26 protein-coding genes are annotated in these 25,033 nt (G+C 36.5%); 7 read left to right on the top strand and 19 right to left on the bottom strand.

What is annotated here, in order from left to right:
• Window positions 1–44 precede the first annotated feature (44 nt).
• The 3 genes from AC0VZ9_RS27275 to AC0VZ9_RS27285 all read right to left on the bottom strand — a co-directional run bounded on the left by AC0VZ9_RS27275 (window position 45) and on the right by AC0VZ9_RS27285 (window position 2,554).
• Entirely contained in the window at window positions 45–530 is a 486-nt protein-coding gene (locus tag AC0VZ9_RS27275) for a YjdJ family protein (RefSeq protein WP_159871956.1), read from the bottom strand.
• A 518-nt stretch (window positions 531–1,048) separates the two neighbouring features.
• Window positions 1,049–2,344, bottom strand: a complete 1,296-nt coding sequence (locus AC0VZ9_RS27280; RefSeq protein WP_341071464.1) for an IS110 family RNA-guided transposase — start codon at window positions 2,342–2,344, stop codon at window positions 1,049–1,051.
• Between the two features lie 63 nt (window positions 2,345–2,407).
• The gene (locus tag AC0VZ9_RS27285) at window positions 2,408–2,554 is read right to left on the bottom strand and encodes a hypothetical protein (RefSeq protein ID WP_159871921.1); all 147 of its coding nucleotides are present in this window, start codon (window positions 2,552–2,554) and stop codon (window positions 2,408–2,410) included.
• 87 nt (window positions 2,555–2,641) lie between these two features.
• Between AC0VZ9_RS27285 and AC0VZ9_RS27290 the strand changes: the two genes are divergently transcribed.
• The 3 genes from AC0VZ9_RS27290 to AC0VZ9_RS27300 are packed head-to-tail and all read left to right on the top strand — an operon-like array spanning window position 2,642 to window position 4,255.
• Window positions 2,642–3,064: a MerR family transcriptional regulator gene (locus AC0VZ9_RS27290; RefSeq protein WP_159871924.1), complete on the top strand. Its 423-nt coding sequence runs from the start codon at window positions 2,642–2,644 to the stop codon at window positions 3,062–3,064.
• A 40-nt stretch (window positions 3,065–3,104) separates the two neighbouring features.
• A complete protein-coding gene (gene clpP / locus AC0VZ9_RS27295; protein WP_285871507.1) occupies window positions 3,105–4,076 on the top strand; it encodes an ATP-dependent Clp endopeptidase proteolytic subunit ClpP in 972 nt (323 codons plus the stop codon).
• 11 nt (window positions 4,077–4,087) lie between these two features.
• The gene (locus AC0VZ9_RS27300) at window positions 4,088–4,255 is read left to right on the top strand and encodes a hypothetical protein (RefSeq protein ID WP_159871930.1); all 168 of its coding nucleotides are present in this window, start codon (window positions 4,088–4,090) and stop codon (window positions 4,253–4,255) included.
• Window positions 4,256–4,431: 176 nt separating this feature from the next.
• On the opposite strand, the gene AC0VZ9_RS27305 is transcribed toward AC0VZ9_RS27300, so the two are convergent.
• The 7 genes from AC0VZ9_RS27305 to AC0VZ9_RS27335 form a co-directional block, all read right to left on the bottom strand.
• Window positions 4,432–4,947, bottom strand: coding sequence for a phosphoribosylanthranilate isomerase (locus tag AC0VZ9_RS27305; RefSeq protein ID WP_159871933.1), 516 nt, complete (start codon window positions 4,945–4,947; stop codon window positions 4,432–4,434).
• A gap of 89 nt (window positions 4,948–5,036) precedes the next feature.
• On the bottom strand, window positions 5,037–5,378 hold the full coding sequence (locus AC0VZ9_RS27310) for a YunG family protein (RefSeq protein ID WP_159871936.1): 342 nt from the start codon (window positions 5,376–5,378) through the stop codon (window positions 5,037–5,039).
• 458 nt (window positions 5,379–5,836) lie between these two features.
• On the bottom strand, window positions 5,837–7,132 hold the full coding sequence (locus tag AC0VZ9_RS27315) for an IS110 family RNA-guided transposase (protein ID WP_159871962.1): 1,296 nt from the start codon (window positions 7,130–7,132) through the stop codon (window positions 5,837–5,839).
• Between the two features lie 712 nt (window positions 7,133–7,844).
• A complete protein-coding gene (locus AC0VZ9_RS27320) occupies window positions 7,845–9,140 on the bottom strand; it encodes an IS110 family RNA-guided transposase (protein ID WP_159870551.1) in 1,296 nt (431 codons plus the stop codon).
• A 299-nt stretch (window positions 9,141–9,439) separates the two neighbouring features.
• Complete coding sequence (gene menC, locus AC0VZ9_RS27325) at window positions 9,440–10,585, bottom strand: o-succinylbenzoate synthase (RefSeq protein ID WP_201306616.1); 1,146 nt, start codon at window positions 10,583–10,585, stop codon at window positions 9,440–9,442.
• A gap of 1 nt (window position 10,586) precedes the next feature.
• Window positions 10,587–11,717 carry a M20 peptidase aminoacylase family protein gene (locus AC0VZ9_RS27330; protein ID WP_159870548.1) on the bottom strand — a complete coding sequence of 377 codons (1,131 nt, stop codon included), beginning with the start codon at window positions 11,715–11,717 and terminating at the stop codon, window positions 10,587–10,589.
• Between the two features lie 12 nt (window positions 11,718–11,729).
• Window positions 11,730–12,527: a MurR/RpiR family transcriptional regulator gene (locus AC0VZ9_RS27335; protein ID WP_159870545.1), complete on the bottom strand. Its 798-nt coding sequence runs from the start codon at window positions 12,525–12,527 to the stop codon at window positions 11,730–11,732.
• Window positions 12,528–12,639: 112 nt separating this feature from the next.
• On the opposite strand from AC0VZ9_RS27335, the gene AC0VZ9_RS27340 reads away from it, so the two are divergent.
• On the top strand, window positions 12,640–14,049 hold the full coding sequence (locus tag AC0VZ9_RS27340) for a YfcC family protein (RefSeq protein WP_159870542.1): 1,410 nt from the start codon (window positions 12,640–12,642) through the stop codon (window positions 14,047–14,049).
• Between the two features lie 127 nt (window positions 14,050–14,176).
• On the opposite strand, the gene AC0VZ9_RS27345 is transcribed toward AC0VZ9_RS27340, so the two are convergent.
• The 3 genes from AC0VZ9_RS27345 to AC0VZ9_RS27355 form a co-directional block, all read right to left on the bottom strand.
• Entirely contained in the window at window positions 14,177–14,380 is a 204-nt protein-coding gene (locus AC0VZ9_RS27345; RefSeq protein ID WP_159870539.1) for a hypothetical protein, read from the bottom strand.
• A gap of 423 nt (window positions 14,381–14,803) precedes the next feature.
• A complete protein-coding gene (locus AC0VZ9_RS27350) occupies window positions 14,804–14,989 on the bottom strand; it encodes a hypothetical protein (RefSeq protein WP_159870536.1) in 186 nt (61 codons plus the stop codon).
• Between the two features lie 46 nt (window positions 14,990–15,035).
• Complete coding sequence (locus AC0VZ9_RS27355) at window positions 15,036–15,275, bottom strand: hypothetical protein (RefSeq protein WP_159870533.1); 240 nt, start codon at window positions 15,273–15,275, stop codon at window positions 15,036–15,038.
• 386 nt (window positions 15,276–15,661) lie between these two features.
• Here AC0VZ9_RS27355 and AC0VZ9_RS27360 point away from each other — a divergent pair, with 386 nt between their 5' ends.
• Window positions 15,662–16,159: a hypothetical protein gene (locus tag AC0VZ9_RS27360; protein ID WP_159870530.1), complete on the top strand. Its 498-nt coding sequence runs from the start codon at window positions 15,662–15,664 to the stop codon at window positions 16,157–16,159.
• 177 nt (window positions 16,160–16,336) lie between these two features.
• Here the strand turns inward: AC0VZ9_RS27360 and AC0VZ9_RS27365 are convergent, their stop codons facing one another.
• Window positions 16,337–17,185, bottom strand: coding sequence for an ATP-dependent DNA ligase (locus AC0VZ9_RS27365; RefSeq protein WP_019380460.1), 849 nt, complete (start codon window positions 17,183–17,185; stop codon window positions 16,337–16,339).
• Between the two features lie 215 nt (window positions 17,186–17,400).
• Between AC0VZ9_RS27365 and AC0VZ9_RS27370 the strand changes: the two genes are divergently transcribed.
• Both AC0VZ9_RS27370 and AC0VZ9_RS27375 read left to right on the top strand, forming a co-directional pair.
• Window positions 17,401–18,435 (top strand): hypothetical protein, encoded by a 1,035-nt coding sequence (locus tag AC0VZ9_RS27370; RefSeq protein WP_159870528.1) that lies wholly within the window; start codon window positions 17,401–17,403, stop codon window positions 18,433–18,435.
• A gap of 11 nt (window positions 18,436–18,446) precedes the next feature.
• Complete coding sequence (locus tag AC0VZ9_RS27375) at window positions 18,447–19,157, top strand: hypothetical protein (RefSeq protein WP_159870526.1); 711 nt, start codon at window positions 18,447–18,449, stop codon at window positions 19,155–19,157.
• Between the two features lie 20 nt (window positions 19,158–19,177).
• Here the strand turns inward: AC0VZ9_RS27375 and AC0VZ9_RS27380 are convergent, their stop codons facing one another.
• The 5 genes from AC0VZ9_RS27380 to AC0VZ9_RS27400 form a co-directional block, all read right to left on the bottom strand.
• On the bottom strand, window positions 19,178–19,810 hold the full coding sequence (locus AC0VZ9_RS27380; protein WP_159870524.1) for a hypothetical protein: 633 nt from the start codon (window positions 19,808–19,810) through the stop codon (window positions 19,178–19,180).
• A 2-nt stretch (window positions 19,811–19,812) separates the two neighbouring features.
• Window positions 19,813–20,343 carry a hypothetical protein gene (locus AC0VZ9_RS27385; RefSeq protein WP_159870522.1) on the bottom strand — a complete coding sequence of 177 codons (531 nt, stop codon included), beginning with the start codon at window positions 20,341–20,343 and terminating at the stop codon, window positions 19,813–19,815.
• Between the two features lie 43 nt (window positions 20,344–20,386).
• The gene (locus tag AC0VZ9_RS27390) at window positions 20,387–21,121 is read right to left on the bottom strand and encodes a M23 family metallopeptidase (protein ID WP_475397536.1); all 735 of its coding nucleotides are present in this window, start codon (window positions 21,119–21,121) and stop codon (window positions 20,387–20,389) included.
• Window positions 21,122–21,228: 107 nt separating this feature from the next.
• Window positions 21,229–23,052: a reverse transcriptase/maturase family protein gene (locus AC0VZ9_RS27395; protein ID WP_475397532.1), complete on the bottom strand. Its 1,824-nt coding sequence runs from the start codon at window positions 23,050–23,052 to the stop codon at window positions 21,229–21,231.
• 582 nt (window positions 23,053–23,634) lie between these two features.
• On the bottom strand, window positions 23,635–25,032 hold the full coding sequence (locus tag AC0VZ9_RS27400) for a hypothetical protein (protein WP_475397537.1): 1,398 nt from the start codon (window positions 25,030–25,032) through the stop codon (window positions 23,635–23,637).
• Between the last annotated feature and the right edge of the window lies 1 nt (window position 25,033).

Here is a 25,033-nt window from a genome sequence, read left to right on the forward strand (position 1 = left end):
TTTGCTCCTTATTGAAGCAAAGCAAACGCTAATTCTTAATTAAATTAGTTAGTAACCTTATTTACCTTGATTCGATTTAAAATTTGAAAGTAAATTATTAAGGCAGCCGATACGCATAATAAACCACTAATAATGAAAATAGAAAATAGTATATGACCACCTACTGTTGGAGAATTAGAAGTAAAATAACTAAATAAAAATAATCCTCCACCTAAAAAAGTTAGATAATAGGCTAACCAATTTTTCTCCTGCTTTAAGATATTGCACCCAATTAGAATTAACAAATATAAACTACTCAAAATCATAATTATGGGGAAAGTGGGTTGGAATTTAGAAGCATAGACAAAGTAATCCAGCTGTGATATGTCACTTGGATTATTTACTACTCCATATAATAACTGTGTAAAAGGTGTAGAATATCTCCATTCCCAAGGGTTATCTAAAATAGCACTCCCTTCAAACCAAGCAAAAGCTGTAGAAAACAAAAGTAAAGTAATGGAAACACTAAATTGAAGTACAAACCGAATCATAATTAAATGGCCTCCAATATAATATTTAACCTGTTTCTTAAATACTAACATATTACAAGTTATATATGGGTTAAAATCCCATTTCGCTTCTTCTACAAACCTCCCTCAATAAAAGAAGCATACACACCCGATTACTCCTGATTTCTTAGATTTTCATAGCTATTTACCTGCCGGTAAATGGTTTCAATTGGAGGATAGTCACTGAAAAGGATATATTTAGACATACAGAGAAAAATGGGCTACAACCCACTAACCAATCTATTACAGAAATTGGTGGAGTAGTAAGAATATGACCGCACTGGTAGATGTCCACATATCTCATGGAGGTCAACCCTCCCATGCCTCACAGAGTCTTCGCTCTCAAATTCCTTCGTCCAACCTTTCCATGAGGTGGATGTCGGCCATGCTGCCCCACAGGGTCCATGCCCGTAATTTAGTTGCTTTGCCGACTAATCCGTGCTTCAAATGTCTCCAAAACTATAAGCCAAGAACTATTTCTAATCTAAACGAAACCAGAATTAAGCGGCCAGTTCTGCCTTCTTTGATCCTGCCAAGTGAGGGATATCTTTTAACATCTTTTCTTCACTAAATTCAAATTGCTTTTTACTTATACTAAAGAAAATACGAATCAATTTATTACACAAAGCGATAAGGGATTGCATCTTCTTTAACGGGTTGTCCGGCCGTTGTGTAAAGTAAGCATGCAGGGCCTTAAAAGCTGAATTTTTGGCAACTAGAATCATGCAAACCCTAAACAACAGAGCCCTTAGCTTCTTCCTGCCTCTCTTGGAGATGGTTGTTTTGCCCTTATGCTTTCCAGACGTATTTTCCTTCAGACTCAAGCCAGCCAGCTTAATGATTTGTCGGGGGTGAGAGTACTCACTTAGGTCACCCACTTCCGCAAAGAAACCAGCGACAGTATCTCTTCCAACACCCTTGATCGCTAACATTTGCGCTACACCTGGAATTTCATCAAGCAGGGAATCTACTTTTCCGTCCAATTCTTCGAATTCCTTCTGAATCAAATCATATTTAGCCAGAAGAGTTTTCAGCTCCATTTTTGCCATCTCAGAGCCTTGGCGAAGTCCGATGGACTGACTCGCTGCTTGCTTTAATTCCTGAATCTTATTAGCACCTACACTTCTTTTTACGGATTTTCTTAAATGGATAAGCAATTCATCTTCTGTGAAATTGGCTATTTCATGCGGTAGAGCATAAAGCCGTAAGAATTGTAATGCAGCCTTGCCCTCCCACTTCTTAAAGACCTTAAGAAATTCCGGAAAATACCGGTCAATCCAGTTATGCACCTGACCCTGGACCGTTTGAAGGTCCTCGGTTAAAAGATCGCGAATTTTCTTTGCCACACGGAGTTCGGCATAAACACCTTGCGGTATAGTAGGTTCGGCGTATCTTCCGTCCTTGACCAGTTGAGCAATGACCTTGGCATCTTTTACATCATTTTTAGTTGGAGAATTATCATCAAGTTCCTTGCTTTTCTTTACGTGCAAGGGATTTACAGCTACAAACTTAATCTCGTTCTCTTTTAAAATATGAGCCAGGTTAAACCAATAATGACCTGTTGGCTCCATACCGACAATCACTTTCTCCATACTACGTGCTTTCTTCGTTTCCGAAATCCAATTAAGAAAATGCTCAAAACCTTCTTTTGTATTTTCAAAATAACAAGGAGTTCCAAACTCCATTCCCCTGAAATCCTGGGCACGTGCCACATGCTTGAATTTCGCGATATCCACCCCTATAATCAGGGTGTAAGGAGTAATTTGAGCAATCTTCTTATTCTGGTTATAATTCATTTTAAAGCCTCCTGGTATTTGAGTAATGTCCTTTTCGCTTGCCGGCTTCAGGACTCTCTCATTCTACCAAGAGGTTATTTTTTTGTTCAAACTCCATTTTCCTTCATTACAGGAATGCTGCCCCGTTTGTTCAATAAGAAAAAGAGCTGCTGCAGCATCCCATTTACTAAAAACAAATACCTTAAGTGAATTTTTTACAATATCTTTCACAAATTGGTTTTAAACTCCTTCTCGTTACACTATAATGTAACTATAACAGTTAACTGTAACAGATGTGAAAAGGGGGTCAATCTTACAATGGAATTCTATACAGCTCAGGAAATTACAGACATTTTAATAAAAGAAGGAGCTGACATTAACCTACGAACCGTTCGCTATTACACGCAGCTTGAGTTGGTGCCACCACTTGAACTGCATGGCAATAAAAGAGTCTATACTGACAATCACTTACATTACTTTAGGGCTGCCCTAACATTAAGCAAAACAGGAGAATCATTAGCAAGTATCCAAGAAACTCTGTCTGGCCTTTCGATTGATGAAATAAAAGGGATTGCTGAACAGTTTTCCTTTTTGAACTCAGAGAGAATTGTTCAACAACATTTGCACATGGTTAATGAAGATATTTATATTACCATCAACAAACACCTTTCAGCTGACGTTAGACAAAAAGTGATTGACTCAGTCACGAATGTGTTAAAAGGAAATAATCATGAAAGTTAATTTAGCTCTTTCAAAACAGCAGATAGAAAATGAAGAAGGAATGACTCACCTTTGTATTAGTCTTGATCCCCTCCCAAAACAGATAATTGGTCAACTTCAGGTAAAAATTCTTCTACCAGATGGGCTACATAGAGTTACTAACTTAAACGGATTGCCTGAAGAGAATGGGTTGATTATTGTTAATAACCTCACAGATCCGTTAGACATACTATTTGAGATCTTTACCGAACAGCAGCTGCACGAACATGAGGTTGAAATTGTGGTAATTACCACCTTCACTGACCACCAACAGGAACTTCAGTGTGTAAAAAATCATATTCACGTACAACTCGTGGATCCAGAAGACATTAGGTGCCATTCCCTTAATCAAGAAGTTGCAGCAAAGATTTTGAATATATCTGAACGTCAATCATCTCAAGGAGGAGAAAAAATGAATCTTATCCCTTATGTTGTTGAACAAACGAATCGAGGCGAACGGTCTTATGACATCTACTCTCGATTATTAAAAGATAGAGTTATCATGTTAACAGGTGAAATCAATGATCAAGTGGCCAACAGCATTGTTGCCCAGTTGTTGTTCCTTGATTCTGATTCTCCTGAAAAAGATATATCTATTTATATTAACTCACCAGGTGGTTCCATCACAGCAGGTTTAGCTATTTATGATACGATGCAACTGATAAATGCACCAGTCAGCACTTTATGTATAGGTATGGCTGCTTCAATGGGGGCATTTTTACTGGCTGGAGGAGAAAAAGGAAAACGATACTCCCTGCCTAATAGTGAAGTAATGATTCATCAACCTCTGGGAGGAGCAAGAGGTCAAGCTACAGAAATTGAGATAAGTGCAAAACGTATCTTAAGACTTAGAGACCATCTAAACACTATTCTTTCAGGACGCACAGGGCAGCCTAAAGAAAAAATAGAAAGAGACACAGAACGGGATAACTTCCTAACGGCTGAAGAAGCTATAGATTATGGATTAATTGATAAAATCTTAACCCATCATTAGGAGTGATTAGCATGGATGAATCCAAGACTTTTACGGTTGAATATGAACTAGGCGGAGTGGTGTTTTATCAACAGGTTCAAGCAAAGGATATTGAAGAAGCAAAAATCAGGGTTAGGCAACTCCGATCAACAGCAAACATTCGAGCAGTTACCCTGTTTAATGAAAAGAAAATTGATTAACTAATGAGGAGAGGCTACATAGCCCTCCTCATTGCTTTTCATTTAGTAAGTAAGAAATGTTAATTTTCCACTACACACTAAAAAAAATGTCCTTCTAAAACAAAACTGCCCCGTTTGTTACATAAGAAAAGGGCTTCCAATTATTTTTAACAAAACATCAGTTAATTCAATTAGATTTAGTAAGATTTTTGGTTACCATTTAACATACTTTTTAAGAAATCTATCTTCCTAATATCTTTATTATTATTTTTATCTGCTCGATAGCTATCCTTGGATGATGACTCGTAAACACTTAAATACTGTTCAAGATTTAGTAAGTAATACTTTACCTCTTCCATTTCATGCATTTCTAAATCCTCTAATTGTACTCCGGCAAAACTTGGTAGTGTGTCAGTAATGCCAAACTCAACTGTTAATCCCTCTGTAGAGAACTCATGCTCATGCAAATCAATCAAGCTATATCCCATTGATTTCATAATGTTCACAATTTCATTCCAGTTGTGTATATTTAATTCAGGCGGTACTTCCCACCCTCTTACATCACCAGGTACATGAATATCTAAGTCTTGAGCATCCCAACTTTTTCCTGTAACGATTTCTAAACCAACCGAACCCATTAACAATGGGATAATCTCAATATCATTTAGTTTCTTTGCAATTTTAATAAACTCATTAAATTTATGATTATACACTTGTCCCTCCATATTTCACTTAATTTCACAAAAAATATTATTACATTAACCTGCCATGTTTGTTCTAGTGCGTCTCTTTTAAAACGCTCTTATAAATGTATCTTTACACTTTGCTTGAGAAAATCATATTGTTTCTGATTTGTATCCAAGAATGCCTCTTCTCTATTTGAAGGAATGTCCATATACCTGATATCTTCATTGAACTGTGAAACAGTAAAATCATAACGTATACCATTTATTTCGTTGTAAAAATGCCATCCTTCAAATAACGGGGTCTTTCTTATAAGTCCGCCTAGTAAATCATTTACTACTAACGCTGTTACACCGCATTGGCCTTTAGCCGGATTGTCTTTAGTCCATTTGAAACTTGATTTGATTGACCAAGATTTTAATAATGCTTCTTGCAGCTTCATAAATGTTGATTCCCTCATTTAGATCTCCTTTATTAATTTTCAGATTGGTTTCTAATTCAACAAACCTCCCTCAATAAACAAACACTTATCTCTTAAATACGCGGTTTTTCTCAATATCGCTATCCAGCTTGTTTAACTTTATAGAGTTGATAAGTACGAAAAGAACACAATCAAGCAGTTTAAGAAGAAAATGAGCGCAAGAAACTAGCCAACCTTCGGTTAATTTCCAAAAAATTGGATAAATAGGTATGTACGCACCAATGGATATCCACATATCTTATGGGGGTCTACCCTCCCAAGTCTCACAGAGTCTACGCTCCTACATTCCTTCGTTCAACCTTTCCATAAGGTGGATGTCGGTCATGCTGCCCTACAGGATCTAGGTCCTTACGTTAGTTGCGTTGCCGACTAATCCCATGCTGATCTTGTCTGTTTAACCGTCCAAATCTACTCGTTAAAAGTCAGTTTGATAGTGATTAAGCTGCTATTGGTTCTTGAATAAATGCATGCATATGGGGGATATCCTTCAACATCTTCTCTTCCTGGAACACAAACTGTTTCTTCCCAATAGAAAAGAGAATGCGTATAAGCTTATTACACAAAGCAATTAAAGACTGCATCTTTTTCAACGGATTGTCAGGCCTTGTTGTGTAATGATGATGTAGAGTTTTAAAGGCTTTATTCTTCGCTACTAGAATCATAGATGCCCGAAATAATAAGGCTCGTAATTTCTTTCGACCCCGTTTCGTGATTTTCGTTCTTCCTTTATGCTTTCCTGATGTATTTTCTTTTAAGCTGAGTCCTGCCAGCTTGGTTATTTGACGGGGATGATTATACTCCCTCAAATCTCCTACTTCAGCGAAGAAACCCGCCACTGTATCGCGTCCAATTCCTGTTATGTCTAACATTTGATCAACGCCTGGAATATCCTGAAGGAGTGTATCCAGAGTTTGGTCAAGCTCTTCGAACTTGGCTTGAATGAGTTCATACTTTTGAATTAACGCTCTTAATTCCATTTTAGCCATCATGGCGCCCTGACGAATGCCAATCGACCGATTGGCTGCTTCCTTTAAGGCCTGAATCTTCTTTATGCCTATACTACGTTTCACTGCTTGCCTAAGGTATTCTAGTAATCCTTCGTCTGTATAACTCACCAATTCATCCGGTAATGCTTCAAGCTTTAATAAATGAAGAGCTGCCTTCCCTTCCCAACTTTTAAAAACGGTAAAGAACTCTGGAAAGTATCGATCAATCCAGTTGTGTACCTGTCCCTGCACAATTTGTAAGTCTACATTTAATAAATCGCGTAATTTCTTAGCCACACGCAGTTCCGCGAAAACTCCTTGTGGTATTGTTGGTTCGGCGTATCTACCATCTTTAACTAGTTGTGCAATGACTTTTGCGTCTTTTACATCATTTTTTGTTGGAGAGTTATCGTCTAGCTCCTTACTATGCTTGACGTGTAAAGGGTTGACCGTTACGAACTTAATCTGTTCCTCCTTTAGAATATGAGCTAAATTAAGCCAATAATGGCCTGTTGGCTCCATTCCAGTAATGACAGACTCCATTTCGTATGACTCTTTTATTTGATTAATCCAATTAATAAATGCCCTAAATCCTTCTTGGGTATTATCAAAAAAGCAAGTCGATCCTAGCTCCATCCCACGATAATCCTGTGCTCTAGCTACATGATGATGCTTGGCAATATCAATCCCGATTATTAGGGTATTAGGTGTAATTTGAGCTATTTTATGATTTTGGTTATAATTCATGGTAAGACCTCCGAGTAGATGTTTTGTCCCTTTTAGCTGGCCAGCTCAGGACACATTCATCTTATCAAGAGGTCTTTTTTCATTCAAACCGCATTTTCAGTTATTACAGGAATGCTGCCCCGTTTGTTTAAAAAGAAAAAGCTACCCTTTGGCAGCTGAATCTTAGAGTATTGCACTCTTCATCTGAAATAAGGACTTGTAATAATACAGTCTATTTTAAATCAGTTTTACTTTCAGCTTAACAAAGTCTAATAAAATTATGACGAATGAGTTAGAATTAACGCCTCCGCCTCCCTCAATAAAAGAAGCGAAAACACTTATTTACTCTTGTTTTCTTAGAATTTCATAGTTATTTACCTTTCGGTAACTCACTTTATAAATGGAGGATCTTCACTTGAAAGGATATTTTTGGACAGAGTGAGAAAAAAGAGTTAGAACCCACTAACCAATCCCTTACAGAAAATGGTGGATGAGTAAAAATATAACCGCACTGGTGGATGTCCACATTTACTCATGGAGGTCAACCCTCCCATGTCTCACAGAGTCTTCGCTCTCAAATTCCTTCGTCCAACCTTTCCATGAGGTGGATGTCAGCCATGCTGCCCCACAGGGTCCAAGCCCGTAATTTAGTTGCTTTGCCGACTAATCCGTGCTTCAAATGTCTCCAAAACTATAAAAGCAAGAACTACTACTTATCTAATCTAAACCAAAGTTAAGCTGCCATTTCCGTCTTCTTTGTTACTGCCAAATGAGGGATGTCCTTTAGCATCTTTTCCTCATTAAAATCAAATTGCTTTTTTCCTATACTGAAGAAAATCCGAATTAGTTTATTACACAAAGCAATCAGGGACTGCATCTTCTTTAAAGGATTATCCGGACGTTGAGTATAGTAAGCATGTAATGCTTTAAATGCAGAATTTTTGGCAACGAGAATCATACAGACCCTGAATAACAGTGCCCTGAGTTTCTTTCGGCCTCTTTTTGTGATGGTCGTTTTTCCTTTGTGCTTGCCGGATGTATTTTCTTTTAAGCTTAAGCCGGCCAGCTTGATAATCTGCCTTGGATGATTGTATTCACCTAAATCTCCTACTTCCGCAAAGAAGCCGGCAATTGTATCCCTGCCTACACCTTTTATCGCTAACATTTGTTGTACACCTGGTATTTCATCAAGCTGGCTGTCTATTTTGGCGTCCAATTCTTCGAATTGTAACTGAATTAATTCATACTTAGCCAGAATGGTTTTTAGCTCCAGCCTGGCCATTTCAGCACCTTGTCGAAGTCCGATGGACTGGCTAGCTGCCTGTTTTAATTCGCGGATCTTGTTTAATCCAACACTCCGAGATACGGACTTTCTCAAATGGACGAGTAGTTCTTCTTCGGTGAATACAGCTATTTCATGTGGCAAGGCATAGAGCTTTAAGAATTGTAAAGCAGCCTTACCTTCCCATTTCTTAAAAACCTTGAGGAATTCCGGAAAATACCGGTCAATCCAGTTGTGCACCTGTCCTTGGACCGTTTGTAGGTCTTCAGTTAAAAGATCGCGTATTTTCTTTGCCACACGGAGTTCTGCATAAACACCTTGCGGTATTGTTGGTTCGGCGTATCTTCCATCCTTGACCAGCTGGGCTATGACCTTGGCATCTTTCACATCATTTTTGGTGGGTGAGTTATCATCCAACTCTTTGCTTTTCTTGACGTGCAACGGGTTTACTGCGACAAACTTTATCCCATTTTCTTTTAAGATATGGGCCAGATTAAACCAATAGTGGCCTGTTGGCTCCATGCCAACCATCACTTTACTCATACGCTGTTCTTTTTTGATTTCCGAAATCCATTTAAGAAAGTTTTCAAATCCTTCTTTTGTATTTTCAAATTGACACGGGGATCCAAACTCCATTCCCCTGAAATCCTGGGCACGAGCCACATGTTGGAATTTCGCAATATCGACTCCTATAATAAGAGTTTGAGAAGTGATTTGAGCAATCTTCTTATTCTGGTTATAATTCATTGTAAAGCCTCCTGGTGTTTGAGATTTTTGTCCTTTTTGCTTGCCGGCTTCAGGACTCTCTCATTCTACCAAGAGGTTATTTTTTTGTTCAAACTCCATTTTCATTCATTACAGGAATGCTGCCCCGTTTGTTGAAAAAGAAAAAGCCACCTGATTAGGCAGCTGATTTTGAACATAGGCACCTTATTGTATAAATAAAGGTTGGTTTAATCAATTCTTCTAATTTTATGAAGGATGTTATACCCTTGTAACACCTGGCTATATAAGAATTGCTCCTCTAAAAAATATCTTTGTTTAAACTATCCTAGGGTTGGATGAGTAGATTCAGTTGAATAGATTCTTTCAGAATGAGTCAATATTTTCTTCAATTTCCCTCGATCAATCTCATATCCTATTCCCAATCCTTCTGGAACCTGGATGTATCCATTTTCCATTGTGATTTCGGGCTTTACTATATCATCTTCCCAATAATGAGAAGAAGGGGCTGTATCACCAGGCATTGTGAAATTAGATAGTGCTGTCATATGAATATTATGTGCTCTTGCTATTCCAGTTTCTAGCATTCCTCCGCACCATACAGGGATATTATGCTCTTCACATAAATCATGGATTCTAATAGATTCTTGGAGCCCTCCAACACGGCCGATTTTAATATTTATGATCTTGCAGCTGCCAAGTTCAATTGCCTTTCGTGCATCTTCAAAACTATGAATACTTTCATCAAGGCAGATTGGTGTAGAGATGTTTTTCTGCAAAATAGCATGATCAATAATATCATCATGGGCCAAAGGCTGTTCAATCATCATGAGGTTATATTTGTCCAACTTTTTGAGGTGTTCAATATGCTCTAAGGTATAAGCGGAATTAGCATCAGCCATAAGGGGGACATCGGGATATTTCTTGCGAACAGCATCAATATATTCAATGTCAGCTCCTGGGGCAATTTTTACTTTTATTTTTTTAAATCCTTCCTTAACATACATCCCTACCTTTTCAACTAATTGGTCAGGTGTTTCTTGAATACCAATGCTTTTTCCAACAGCTATCTTTTTCTTTTCTCCTCCAAGAACCTCTGATAATGAACTTCCATTTTTTTTAGCAAAAACATCCCACATGGCCGTTTCAAGGGCAGCTTTTGCTATTTGGTTTCTGCGTACAAAAGAGAGCATTTTATGGACTTCTTTAGGATGGGAGATTTTTTTTTGAATAACTTTAGGAATAAGGAAATCTTTTAACATATAAACTGCGGTATAAGTTGTTTCCTCATTATAATATGGTTCATTGCTGGTAACCGTTTCTCCCCAGCCTGAGATACCAGATTCGTCAATTGCTTCAACGATACAAACATCCTTAGTTTGGATAGTGCCAAAACTTGTAGTAAAAGGGGCTTTCAAAGATACCCTAGTATGATGCAGTACCACCTCTTTTATATAAATTCCTTTCATATCAACACCCCTTTTTACTATGTAGAATGATAATTTCAGATAAAATATTTATTCCATTGAGTAAGGAATCTCTATTAAAAGTCATATTCGGATGGTGCAGGCCAGGTTTTAGGTCGCATCCTAGCCCAACCATAGTTGCTTTTAAATGTGGCTTTTTAATCGTATAAAAATGAAAATCATCTCCACCAGGTGTAATCAGGGGGGCAACCAACTTTTCTTCGCCTAAACAATTAACAATTGCTTGCTCAGCCATTTCTAATGCTTCATTGCTGACTTCAGCTGCCGCAATTCCATAATCATTCGTCAAAACGATATCTGTATTAAAAAGTTCACTGGAGGATTGTAAAATTTCGAGCACTCTCTGTCTTAATTTTTCCATAATTTCATTTGTCTGCGCGCGTAAATCAATAGCCAAAGAAGCACTGCCAGGTATGATATTCGTATTTTTTCCTCCTGAAATGAATCGAGTAGCTTTTATTGTGTGAGCCACATTTGGATCTAGGTGAATTGTATTAAAGGAATTTAGAATAGAGTTTCCAATTTCAATTGCATTATGAGTTAAGTGAGGACGCGCACCATGTGCATCATCTCCTCTGATTTCAAATTCCATAGAACCTGTGGCACCATGCATAATAGCGGGAGTAACATAGCCATCTGGTGTTTCTTGGACTGGTCTTAGATGAATCCCATATAGAAAATCGACATTATCAACGATTCCTTTATCTACTAGCTTTAGTGCTCCTGCACCAACTTCTTCTGCAGGCTGGAAAATAAACCTTACACCGACCTTGTCTTTAAGACCCTCTAGCTCTTGTATTTTCCAGAGAACGCCCAAAACCATAGTCATATGGGCATCATGTCCGCATGAATGATTAGCCTGTAATTCACCGTTGACCTCTTGCCAGAGTGCATCCATGTCTGCACGAATTGCAACAATTGGCACATCTCCCGAGAAATCTCCATAATCCCCTATTACTCCTGTACAATCCTCAAACGTTTTGACTGAACATCCTGCCTGTTCCAAACGCTTTTTAATATATTCTGTCGTATTAGTTTCTTTCCAGCTTAGTTCTGGGTGTGAATGTAAATAATCAAATGTTTCATCGATCTTCTCTTTTAGATAAGCTACCATTTTTATCACCTTTCATTGAATATAGTATCGATTAGTGGGATTCACAAAATCGAGCTTTCCAACCTTTTGGGCTATATGGAGCAGAAGTGTGTTTAAAACAGAAAAGGTTACAGGCCCTTTTTCCAATAGGGACTTTTGTGATGTGTTTATAGTTAAAACAAGATCTCCATATTCCACAATTGGTGAGATCTGTGAATCTGTAATGACGATAATATTATTCCCATTGGATTTTGCCTCTTTTGCTAATCTAATTGATTCCAAAGCATATCGATAATAGGAAAAAATTAAGACCGTATGTTCATTACCATCTTTAGTGATACCAACATCAGTTTCAGGGCGATATAAAGTGGTGTTATCCAAAAGACTATTTAGAACGTATGAAAACCAATGTGCATAAGCAAATGATTGGTAATACCCCACTATTTTTACTGAACGAGAACCAACAATCTGATCAACAATATTTCTGGCAATATCCCAGTCAATATTTTTTGCAACCTGATGGATAATGCCTTCATCAATGCTCATTACATTTTCAAATGAATCAGATGTATCGGGGGAAACCTCTTTACCTGGCGGCTGAATCGTTAACAATCTGTATTGGACATCTTTTTGTAATTCTGCAAAGCCAATGTAGCCTATAGCTTTACAAAAGCGGATAACCATTGTCTCGCTTACATCAATTAAAGAAGCTACTTTTTTAGCCGGGTGAGTGGCAAATAAAACTGGATTGGAGAGTAATGATTCAGCTACTTTTTTTAATCCTTTCGTTAAGGAATTATAGTGTTTGTTTGTTTTTTCGATATAAGACATGTTTCAACTCCAAAATAAAGTATTTAATTTATTGTTGTTAAAATAAAGTTTATGCTTTATTATAATAAAAGTCAATGAATATTAAGAAAATTCAAACGGGGGGGTGTTTACAATGGAGAAAGCAAAAGAAAAGAAAGGGTTAAAATGGGGTATACCTGATGCCTATATTATTTTATTTGGTATTTTAGCCCTTATGGCGGTTTTGACTTATCTTATACCAGCTGGTGAGTTCTCTAGAGAAGAAATAGAAGGTATAACAATGGTAGTACCAGATAGCTATCAGCAGATAGCTTCCTCACCTGCAAGTCTTCTAGACATATTTCTTGCCATTCAAGAAGGGATGATTAGTTCCGCTCCTTTGATTTTCCTAGTATTAATCATTGGAGGATCGTTTGCAGTTATCGAATCAACTGGTGCAATTGATGCAATGATTTTAAAAACGATAGAAAAAACTAAAAATAAAGAATTACTTTTGATAACAGTTGTGTGTATCCTCTTTTCAATTTTTGGAGCACTAGGGATTATCGTTAATGCGGTAATAGCATTTATACCTATAGGTATCATTCTGGCACGTTCAATGAAGATGGATGCTATAGTGGGTGTATCAATTATATATCTTGGAGCATACGCAGGATTTAATACCGCTTTCCTTGACCCGCTAACAACAGGTACTGCACAGCAAATTGCCCAGCTGCCTTTGTTTTCTGGTATCGGGTACCGAATTGTCATTTATATCACAATACTAATTACAACCATTGCCTACATTGCTTATTATGCTAATAAGATTAAAAATGATCCTGCTAAAAGTGTATTGGGCAATACCCCTTTTCCGAAAATCGAAGAGAAAAATCAGTTAAATAAACAGGTTGTTCTCACTGGTGTACATAAACTTGTGTTGTTCTGGCTTGTAATCGGAATCGGAATCTATGTATTTGGGGTTTTTCAATACAATTGGTCCTTAAATGAGATGGCTGCAATATTTCTAATAATTGCAGTGGGAACTGCAATCATTGCAAAGATATCACCAAACAAACTTATCGTAGAACTCTTTAAGGGTGCTAAGGGATTAGTGTATGGAGCAATGATTATTGGAATGGCTCGTTCCATTGTAGTGGTGTTAGAAGATGGGAAGATCTTAGATACAATTGTTCAGGGTATGGCAAATCTGATGACACCTTTTACTAGTGTTATGGGTGCGTTGGTAATGTTTATTGCCAACTTATTATTTAATATCTTAGTTTCTTCTGGAAGTGGCCAGGCCGTTATAGTTATGCCAATTATGACACCATTGGCAGATATTATGGAAATTCCCAGACAAGTTGCAGTACAAGCATACAAAATGGGAGATGGTTTTACAAATGTAATTACACCTACATCTGGGATATTGATGGCAAATTTAGCAATTGCAGGTGTATCGTGGATAAAATGGATCCGATTCATTTTTCCATTACTTATGATTTGGATCATCCTGGGATCAATTTTCCTTGTAATCGGCGTATGGATGAATTGGGGACCTTTTTAAATTGCGCTTTTTGAGCTGCCAATCACAGCCTGGAAAGTGATAATGAAGGTAAACTGTAATTAAGAGCCTTCTTTTCTCTTATTTTAAACTCTACTTCCCCCGTTCAATAAGAAAGTGATAACCAAAACTATATAAAGTTGACCAATTTATCCTTAGAACAATAACTACATTGCTTAACTTCTCTTTTGATATCGCCTTGTTTCTTAAATTTATTGCAAATCTGATTAACCTGCTGCCTTGGTTGAATATTTAAAACCTCAGACAGACAATCATCACAATAAATATCACAAGTACTTTTTAAGAATTTTTGTATTTTTTCAGTATTAGTCACTACCGACACCTCATAATATTTGTATTTGTTTCTTAATGCTCATTATTCCTTATTAAGCTAAACTATCCCTTTAGCTTAATAAGGAATTCAAGAATGAAAGCGATTATCCTTTCACGAGCACTTCAAGTGTTAATAAAAATTGAATAAAAGTATTATTTACTTCTATCTTTCTTCCATTTATTAGGTTTGCTTGACCAATTATATAAAAGAATAAATAAGAACATCATAAAAGATATCCCTATATTATCAACCCACTTAACCTCTTTATTAACAATAAACTGACAAACAATTGATACTACAAAAAATATTAACGGATATCTAATGCTTTTTTTAAGCCAATAGTCACCACTTTCAATTCCCTCTTATGCTAACTACCCCCTCTTGTGCCCTTTACATTAAAAGAATGCTCCTAATGACTTTCCTTCAATGTCTTTTTATATCGAAATAACTCATCAAACCACATACTAAAACTCCTAATCCCAAAAAAACAGTAAAAAACCAATTCTCTCCCCAACTTACAACTACACTATATAAACAAGCCAATGCAGTAATTAATGCTGCATATTTTGCTCGCAGTCTTTGTATTATTGAAGGTTTTACATCATTCAAATTATTACACTCCAATTTGGATAATTTAGTGACGTGAGTGCTATACCTACATTAAGTTATTACTGACGTACCATCCTAAAAGCCAACCAATGATTCCGCCTATAATTCCTAAATAAATCATTGCTGACCCTTGCTTACTCCCCTGGTAATCTCGCCTTATTACAACTCCTATGCATATGGGGAAAAACAATAGCATAGGCGGCATTAAGTTAAAAGTTAATAAGATGACAGATAACCACCCAATTGTTAGGAGTATACCTTTACCATTTTTTTGTTCTTTTCCCATCAACTCACCTCATTTAATACCCTAAATTTTACATTTGTTCCTCATTCTATCATATAGAGAGCTTTAAAATAATAATTTCTTTGATTATCTAATCTGCTTTGTTACTTGGATAAGAAAAAGTAATTAATGTTTATTGAAGAATCACAAGTATAAAAAATATGTACCTATTAAAAAAACAGGGCCTTTTAAGCTATGAGAATAGATCCTTAAGAAAAGCATAATTAATAAGTTTATGGGTTGTTTATCTTATTTTATTTTCCAAAAAAAGGGTGTTTCTATTAAAGATAGAATTTCTTATGAACAGGAGGTGTTTGGTAATTTATGGGGTAAGGAAATCAAAAATAGTGGTTTTCTTAGGGCAAATCAATTAAAGGGGAGTGTTTTATTTGAAAAAGTTTATTAGTTTGGTATTCTCGCTTCTACTATTAATATCTATTTCTTCTCCAACTAGTGCATCTACAAATCATACAGATAATCATAACCATGATATAGAACATCACAATCATGCGCACGAAAGCTTCTCTGATACTAGTAAGAGTAAGAAAAAGCAAGATGGGGATATTGGAGTCTTATACGTTCCCTGTCCAGAGACAGGAACAAAACATCAAATGAAGGCTCGCGGGACTGGAAAGCATACTCTAACCAATGGAAGTACATGGATTGGGAATTTGTATCAATGTTCCGGTTGCCTTATGACATTAACTACTTACTATAACTATTTTAATTCTGGTGAAAGGCCAAATGGTCCTGGAAAATACATTTTAGCTTCAGCACCTGTTTTTGTAAGTCCTGCAGGCTACGTCTTTTCTGGAAGATACACGTTATCAGGACCAGCCACTTCATGGATCACAGGTGTATTTGGAAGCATGTCGTTTTCATATTAGTATCCTAACAACTGACTAAATCGTTGCTAAATCTTTGTTCACTATACTAGTTAAAAAGGGATTTGTGACGCGAAGAACTCTATAAACTTAAAAATGGCTTGCCAAAACTATTTTTAGTTAGCAAGCCATTTTTATTGACATTTATTTGATATGCACTTCAAAACGAAACTTTTTTCATTATGAGATAAATTCTACAAAGGAAGGGATACGTAATTTATTTTCTTTTGTCAGGTTACGATATTTTACCTTTGCCTTTATTTTTGGTTCCAGGAAAATAAAGTCCTTGTTTTCATCAACTACATAATTACGGTACTCTTGATAAAACTTTTTCCTCGCTGCTGGAACCATGAACTCCATTAATCCAACAGGTCTCATTTTGTTCCCCTCTTCCAAGCTTAGAAGGAGTCCAAATTCGTTTTTTCTCAATCCTGTAATGTAAACATCAGCGAAAGAGTAATTGATGACTTTAAGCCAATTATGAGACCTATTTTTAATTTTATATAAGGAGTCTGCTTTTTTTATAACAATCCCTTCTAGTCCATGCTCTTTGGTTAAATTAAAATATGCTTCCGCATTTCCGGTTGTCCATTCGACCGGTGCTATATATTGAGAAGGTTTGATTAAAGATTTTAATAGTTCTTTTCTCTTGAGCAGAGGTAAATGCGTAATTCTTTTATCCTCAAGATAGATAATATCGAATACACAATACTGTATGGGTTGTATTCCATTTCTCCCCGCTTGAAATCTGCTCATTGTTTCCTCGAAATCAGGTTTACCTCCAGGACCAGGCACAACTACTTCTCCATCCAGGATCGTTCCATTTGGGATAACTATATTCAGGAGCTCAGGAAACTTCCCTGTTATTTCATTTCCATGTCGAGTATATAGTTTTATAACGTTATCCCATTTAGCTAGAAGTAACCTAATCCCATCTATTTTTAATTCGGAGATATATTCATTTTCATCAAATGGAAGCTCATCGAATGGAGGACTGAATTTATGCAATAACATTGGTGAAACAAACATCCATACCACCTCATTTCAACATTAACAGATACCTTCAATAGTATCCTTATAAAATTGGTGGCAAGTTATCCAAATGCTTGTAAAGTAACCATTTTGGAGGATTTGAAGTCTAAATTTTCTTGACCCTGCCATAATTAGGTAATATAATAAACACTATAAATTGGTGTAATTTAAAACGAATTTATTTTTTTATTTAATTACTGGTGGTGAATAGGATGAACACTTTACTTAGTGCGGCTAATGCAGCATTGCAATATAACAGAGGAAAACAAACAGGGTTAGCGGGTTTAGTTTTTATAGGAATTGTATTACTTGCTGCTTATCAATGGGATCATATCGTCCCTATTTTCGAAGCAATCGGTTTGATAAGTTTTCTCGATAAATGGGGTCTCATATATGAAGGTGAATCTTATATGACTGGATTCAGCATCTTTATGGTTGCATTTAGGATTTGCATATTGTTTGTAGTACTAGGATTTCTAACCTTAGTTCTTGGTATTATATTTTCAATTATTGGCTCAAGTAATATAGGTGCTGCAATTTTGGGTACTTTTGTGGTTGTACTAGCATTACCTTTTATTTTGTTGTGGTCACTCTACGATACTATATTTACACCAAAAGAAGTCCGGGAAGAACGAAAAAGAGAACGAATGAGAAAATATAAAGAAGCTAATAGTACTCCAATTGATATCATAAAGGAGAACTATAATGAAATTACTGAAGATGAGGCAATAAGGTATTTGAACCGAATTCCTACTAAGGGAGACCATTTATTCTTATTAGGGATAACGGAGGAAAACGAAGTATTTTTTGTTTTTCCAAAACCATATTTTTTAAATACTGAGAATTTCAGTGCTGGCCTATGGGGAATAAAATCCATTATGAAACGGTGCAATGGCTCAGAATTTGGTATTGGGCCATTTCAGATAGATATTAAGCCAGAAGAGATTTACCCAGGTAGAGGTATTCAGCCAGTCCCAATTGATCGGATTACTTTCTATCACTCTGAAAATAGCCTTAAGGATATTAAAGCGAAATCTCAGCAATTTAGTTACCGGGATGAATATAGAAAATACATTGATGAAATACAGTCAACATACATTCAAAAAAAGGATAATTTAGAAAAAACCATTTCTATTACTCCAAATAAAGAAAGATTCAATGAAGCAGTCCAAGAAATAGTAAATTTCAATGCTTCCAATGAGGAGATAGTAAGGATGATGATACAATCTGAAGGAAGAGTACAATAGAGAGGCAATCTATGGATAACGAGGAATTAATAAATCAATTAGAACAACACAAATCGGAAATAACAACTGCTGCACATTGGAACTCATATGCAAAAAGTGTTGGTTTACCAGATTCAAATAAGTTGATCGCTAATTATGGGTCATGGAATGAATTAAAACGTAAGCTAGGGCTTCCGGTAACAAATACATCATATACTCCGAGCGAGATACGAACAATAGTCAAAAAGCATAAGAATCATGTTAGGACCCAATCTGTATGGGATCTATATGCGAGGGAACATTCTTTACCCTCTTCTAAGACGCTTATAAAGAGTTTTGAAACATGGAGTGAAGTAAGGAAATATGTTGGGAATAAACGTGAAAGAAAACCGACATATACAAAGAAAGACATTAAAGATATACTCAAAAACCATGCTCCCAATTTCCAAAATCGTACACAATGGGATGTTTATGCAAAAGAGAATAAACTTCCGACTTACAAGACTATAAAGAAATTTTTTGATTACGAGGAAATTACAAAAATTCTTAACAAGGAAAAAAAGATTAATTTATCAAAAGATGATCTAATACGCATAGCACTTAAGCATAAGGATATATTTTTAACATCAAGCATGGCAAGATGGGATATATATGCTTCTGAGAATAACTTGCCTAGAAGTACCACCTTCCATAAACATTTTGGCTCCTGGAACACAGCTAAAAATGTGATAAAGCCAATGTAATTTAAAAGCCAGCTCTCCTGTTATTGGAGGCTGGCTTCTATCTGTTTAATGATATCCCATGCAGAAGTAGTTATTACGTAAGTGCCTATTTCATCCTCATGGTGAGAGTCTGATAAAGTTAAAAGATCAAAATTTACTGTGGCTTCTTTTTGATCGTCGTATTTAATGGTTAGTGAGATTGTGTTGCTATCTGCATTTAAGAACCCTTTATTTACTTTATACAAAATCTCTTTTAGAGTACCATTGCGAGAAATTTTATCCATTATTTCTTTAGTAACAGCATCTTTATCGGGATTTTTACTCTTAAATAAATCTTGAGAGATAGACTCTACATAAAAACTAGATAAAAAGATGTCGGTATTGTTGCTAAGAAGCCCAGCAATAAAATATTTTATGGCATCTTTTTTGGGATCTTCTTTTCCCTCATGCTCAGCATGTTCTGGATGGAAATAACCGATGTCTTGGTCGTTACCTTCCGCTAATTGAATTGTTTTCTCAGTGTATTCTTTTGAATCTTTTATTTCCTTCAGTACCTCTTCTTTAGTAGCGTCTAACTCAATCCTTTGTTTGTCTGAATTGATATCTAGATAGATAAACAAAGAAACACCTAAAATGGCCATTATTGATATTAAAGCGGCGAATTTTTTATTCATGATTATTGAGGTGTCTCTCCGTCTGAGGTTTCAAGACTCTTTCTTAGTATTTTCCATTCATTATTGATAGATGCTTGATTCGTTTTAATTTCTTGGTACTCAGTTCTTAGATAGTTTTTATCAATTTCATTTTCTTCAGTGTTGGCCATATCAATAGCAGTTAACAAAAGTCCGTGAGAACGATTAATTAGCGCAATAAGATTTTGATGGTTCTCAAATAATTCGGGCTCTACATCTAAACTTTCAACATCAGAAACTAGTGTATTTGATATTTCTATATTGTCTTTCATAGATTTTGCGAATTGTTCACGGCTGTATTGTTCAGTATATAAGCCATCTAATGAATTATTAAAGGACTTAAAAATTGATGTCATTTGATCAAAATATACTTGTAAGGACTTATCATATTCTTCTAGATAGGATTTATTTTCTTCAGTTACCTTTAAACTTGCTGTAGCATTTTGTTTTGAGGAACATCCCATTAAAATTAAGATACTAGTAATGATAATAGTTGCAATCCCTAGCTTTTTCACAAATACTGATTCTCCTTTTTAGAGGGGGAATCCCCCTCATTTATTAAAATTGAACAACTAATGCCGGATTCATCGCATTCCCTTTATTGGGTGTCCACTGGTTTTTGTGCACTTCAAAGTGTAAGTGTACTCCAGTTGAATTCCCGGTCGTACCCATATAGCCTAAAAATTGCCCTTGCTTGACTTTTGCACCTTGACTCACTGCTCTATTGGTCATATGAGCATAAACTGTTTCATAAGCTTGCCCATTAATGTTGTGCTTAATAAAAACAACGTTTCCATAAGATGAAGAAAAATATGATCGGCTAACTGTCCCATCTGCAGAAGCAACGATAGGAACTTTGGATTTACCCCCAGAAGCGATATCAGTTCCATAATGTACCGTTCCCCATCTTGCTCCAAAAGGAGAAGACACAGGACCAATAGCTGGCCTCATAAAGCTACCTGGTTTTAATGGAGGAGTATCTCCACCACCTTCATAGGTTGCTGCAGTCTTAAATTTCTCTGCGTTGGAAAGTACCTTATTAACATACCAATCTGCGTGATTGTATTGCCAAATGGCTTTTCTTGCATCTTTTGCATATCCATTTTTTGATAAGTAATATGCTGCGGTATGAATGGCATCTTCCATGTCCCAAGGGTCTGCTTTGCCGTCATTTTGGGCATCTCTTCCGTATCCATTTCCAGCAGCAATGACTGCTGGACTGGTGATATCTAGACTTGACGAAACTAGTCCTCCGCCGATATTGTACTTCCAGCCAACCCATGTTGCGGGCATGAAGTAGAGTAAGAACCCAGCGCCTTTCCATAATTTCTATGGTAGGTTTCCGAGAACTCCTCCCCGAACCATACGTACACCTCTCGATGTATACGGCTCTCCATTTATCAATCTAGCTTCCCGTTATGCAAGTTGAGATGGCATTCCTTACAAAGTGCCATGGTTTTGCGATTACGTTCAATCATTCGCTTCTCCCATCTCTTCTTGCCTTTAAGGTCTTTTAGCTTTTTAATGTGATGTATTTCTAGTGGAAGATTTGTCTTTCCGCACCATTCACATTGGCCAGCTAAAAGTCTTTCAATTAAACTCGTTCGATTATAAATTATATTTCTTCCCGAAGGGATAACGTCTATTGTTTCTTCTTTAGAGATGAGATTTAGCTTTTTAAATCCATCATTATAGAAGAAGGAAACCTTTTTTCCTTTGGCAGTATCATATCTAACGCCAAAATGACCATTTATGTTGAATTTATTGATTATCTTTTTAACGCTTGATTTGTATTTGTTGGCGAATGTTTTATACATGCTGTATTCCATAATGTGCTTAAAACCATGCAGTTTATAGACGTTATTCGCCAATCTATAGTAATTGTACAAACCTCTTATTTCAGCGTTATACGTTGAAAGTATCTCTAAATCGTCATTTTGAAGTAGGTGCGCTCGATGAGCTGACTTCCATTTCTTTGTGTTTGGGTCTATTTTTAACGCTTTGTATTCAATCAGTTTGTTTCTCCAAACTTCATGAGGGAGTAAAAGTTCGCAACACATAGTTCTAGTACGCCGTTTATGTCCATTTGTTTCGTATTTAGTCGTTAAGTTATCATGACTGATTTTTACGTCGTACCCTAGGAATCTCGCTCTCTTTTTAGAATGAGTAATTAGCGTTTTTTCTTGTGATAATTCAATTTTTAATTCATTCTCCAGAAATTGAGTGATGTCACGCTTAATATTCCTACAGTCTACTTTACTCCCAATGACTCCTATTAGGATATCATCAGCGTATCTAACGTATTGAATTCTTTTAAAGTTATCGTCCATTGGGTCCTTGTAAGGAAGTTCCATCATGTGTTCTTTAAGTTTATTAACATGTAGTTGTGCTTCTTCTTTCTCTTCCGTTTTCATTTCGTCCCATTTCTCTTTGTATCTTGCCCTTGCTCTAGATAGTCTAGCTTCTCGAGTTCGATATTCTTTTAACCTTTTTCGACTTTTCCCTTTATCAAATTTAGTTTTATATTCTTTCATAAAGTGATCAAGTTCGTTTAGGTAAATGTTCGAGAGAATCGGACTAATGATTCCGCCTTGTGGAGCCCCGCTGTATGTTTTGTTAAAATGCCAGTCTTCTAGGTACCCAGCTCTTAGGAATTTCCATATCAGATTGATGAAGTGTTCATCATCAATTTTTCTTTTTAGTATTCCAATAAGAGTATGATGGTCAATATTATCGAAAAAGCTCTTAATATCGCCTTCAATGAACCATTTGACTCCCGTAAATCTATCTTTCACTTGAGCCAATGCGGTATGGCAACTTCTCATAGGGCGGAAACCGTGAGACATTTCGGAAAAATTCTTCTCATAGATGCTTTCAAGTATCATTCGCACAACTTCTTGTAATAGCTTATCTTCAAAAGATGGAATACCTAGAGGTCTTTTACCGCCATTCTTTTTACGGATATAGACTCGTTTAGACGGTTTAGGTTGATAACTAAAATCTTTTAGTTTTTCGATAAGTTTTTCAATACGTTCAAGACTCATACCATCAATGGTTTGCCCATCTACACCTTCTGTCATATTGCCTTCTTTGGAGTAAATCTTCGCATATGCGATAAGATAAAACTCCATGTTGTAAAGGTTTCTATAGAGCCTTTGAAATTTATAATCTTTTCGAATTGTTTGCTTCGCTAGATTGTCTAACACTACTTTTGGACTTCTCATAGAGCCTCACGCTCCTTTCCAATTTAAGTTAGACTAGATAAACTGTTCCCCTTCGCCATGTGGTAAGCTTTCCTTACCTCGGACTACTACAGGAACTCCGTTACCTTATTGGATATTCAGCACCTTTGTGCATAGCCTAACGGCTTTCCAACTTAGGTAATCACCATTTAGTACACATAAGAACAAGCACGTTGTAATGTCGGATATGACGTTCGCCCTTTTCTTCTTATTGAAGATGGTCAGCCTTAGACCACTGCACAACTGACACGCAATTAATCGGTTGTGTTATCAGAAACCAAGCCTTCAATTATCTCGCTTCCTTTGACTGTATAACGTTTATAAATACCTTCCGTTATAGGTGGACCATTAACCCCCTCGGACTGTCATTCAGGCAGTTTAGCTTTTATCCTCATTTACAACTTTTCGCCTTGCCATTCAGTCGTACTGTGGTATTTCAGTAACTTATGGCTTTCCCAGCATGCTACACTCCCCGATATTTGGTTTCCCTCACGGATAAGCTGGGTGACGACAGGTCGTTGTGGTCTAACCTGTTCCTTGCTAATGGAAATTTCTTATGTGACCTTATGGTCGCACCTGCATGTGTCCAACAGCGCCAACAGATGAAACCATAGTTTTATGTGAACTGAATCCAGTTTCAACAAAATGTACAGCTGCTAATACATACCAATCAACACCATACTTCTTTTCTGCAGATCGATAGAAAGGCATGTATTGTGGAGGTACACCTGCACCAGGTATTATAGTTCCGTCAAAGCCAGGAGAACCACCGAAGCTACCGCCGGTTCCCATCGTTTGAAGCCAATCTGTATAAGCAATAGTTCCTCCCATAAACATATAGTTTGCTTCTACTATACTTTTATCGGTTAGACCAAGCCCATAAGAATTGAGGATGCTATCAAAAGTAGCATAATCAGTAATAGTAGATTTAGAGGACTCGAAATATTGTTGACGTGTTTTCGTAATTGTTTTTACTTCTATTTTTCGAACTTTCTCGACTTCTACTTCTCTAACCCTTTCTTCTTCCCTTGATTTAGCTTTTTTGACAGGAACTTTTTTATACTCTGTTTTAGTTACCTTTTTATACTTTGTAACAGTTATATACTCTACGTACCTTCTACCGTTTTCATCAAGTTTTACAACAGCAATTTTTTCTTCATAAGGAACGTATTCGGTAACTGTATAGGGCCGTGTCTCATATTCGATATAGTACTCCACTACAGTAACGGTGTATGTTTCTTTTACTTTTTCTTTATATTTTTCTTCCCGGTATGTGATCTTCTCACTAGTTTTCCAAGGAGTAACTTTAGGTGTGTACGTAAAAGTTGTTGTTCCATTCCAATACTCTACATGGTTTAATTTTGTAACCATATTTGAGGTTCTTTTTACAGGTCCAGCATTACATTTTCCATCTTCACATACCGTGACCTGTTTTTCTTTCCATTCATCATATTGACCGTAATCAAATGTAGGAGCAAGAGCATTGGCCATTTTTTTAATGACGCTTTTAATATCATCATTCTTTTGGAAAGCATCTAATTGAATAGTGGCAGCTATTAGTTTTTCGGGTACGCGATAGGGTCTTTCAAGTGAACTATTCATATTTACTGTGCCATTTGCCTGTTGCACGATATATTCATGAATCTTCTTATCTTCACCCTCTAGTCCATCGCCTGTACCGAACATGAAGCTCCAGGCTAATGAGATAACAATAAGAGCAACAATTACCGCTAAAGCTATCCCTATAACAGGGAGGCCAACAGCTCCAACTAGCCAAGCTAGTACTTTTCCAAGTAGCAAGACAAACTTTTTTGCCGCGAATTTAGCTAATTTAACTGCAAATTTAGCTCCTTTTTTAGCTAGCTTTTTAGCTACTTTCCTGCCCTGCTGTTTGGCCTTATGTTCAGCATATTTTCTTAATACGGATGGATCTCGTTCTTTTTCTTGAGGTGAAGGCAGCATG

This window comes from Cytobacillus sp. QJM3NY_8, assembly GCF_056173585.1.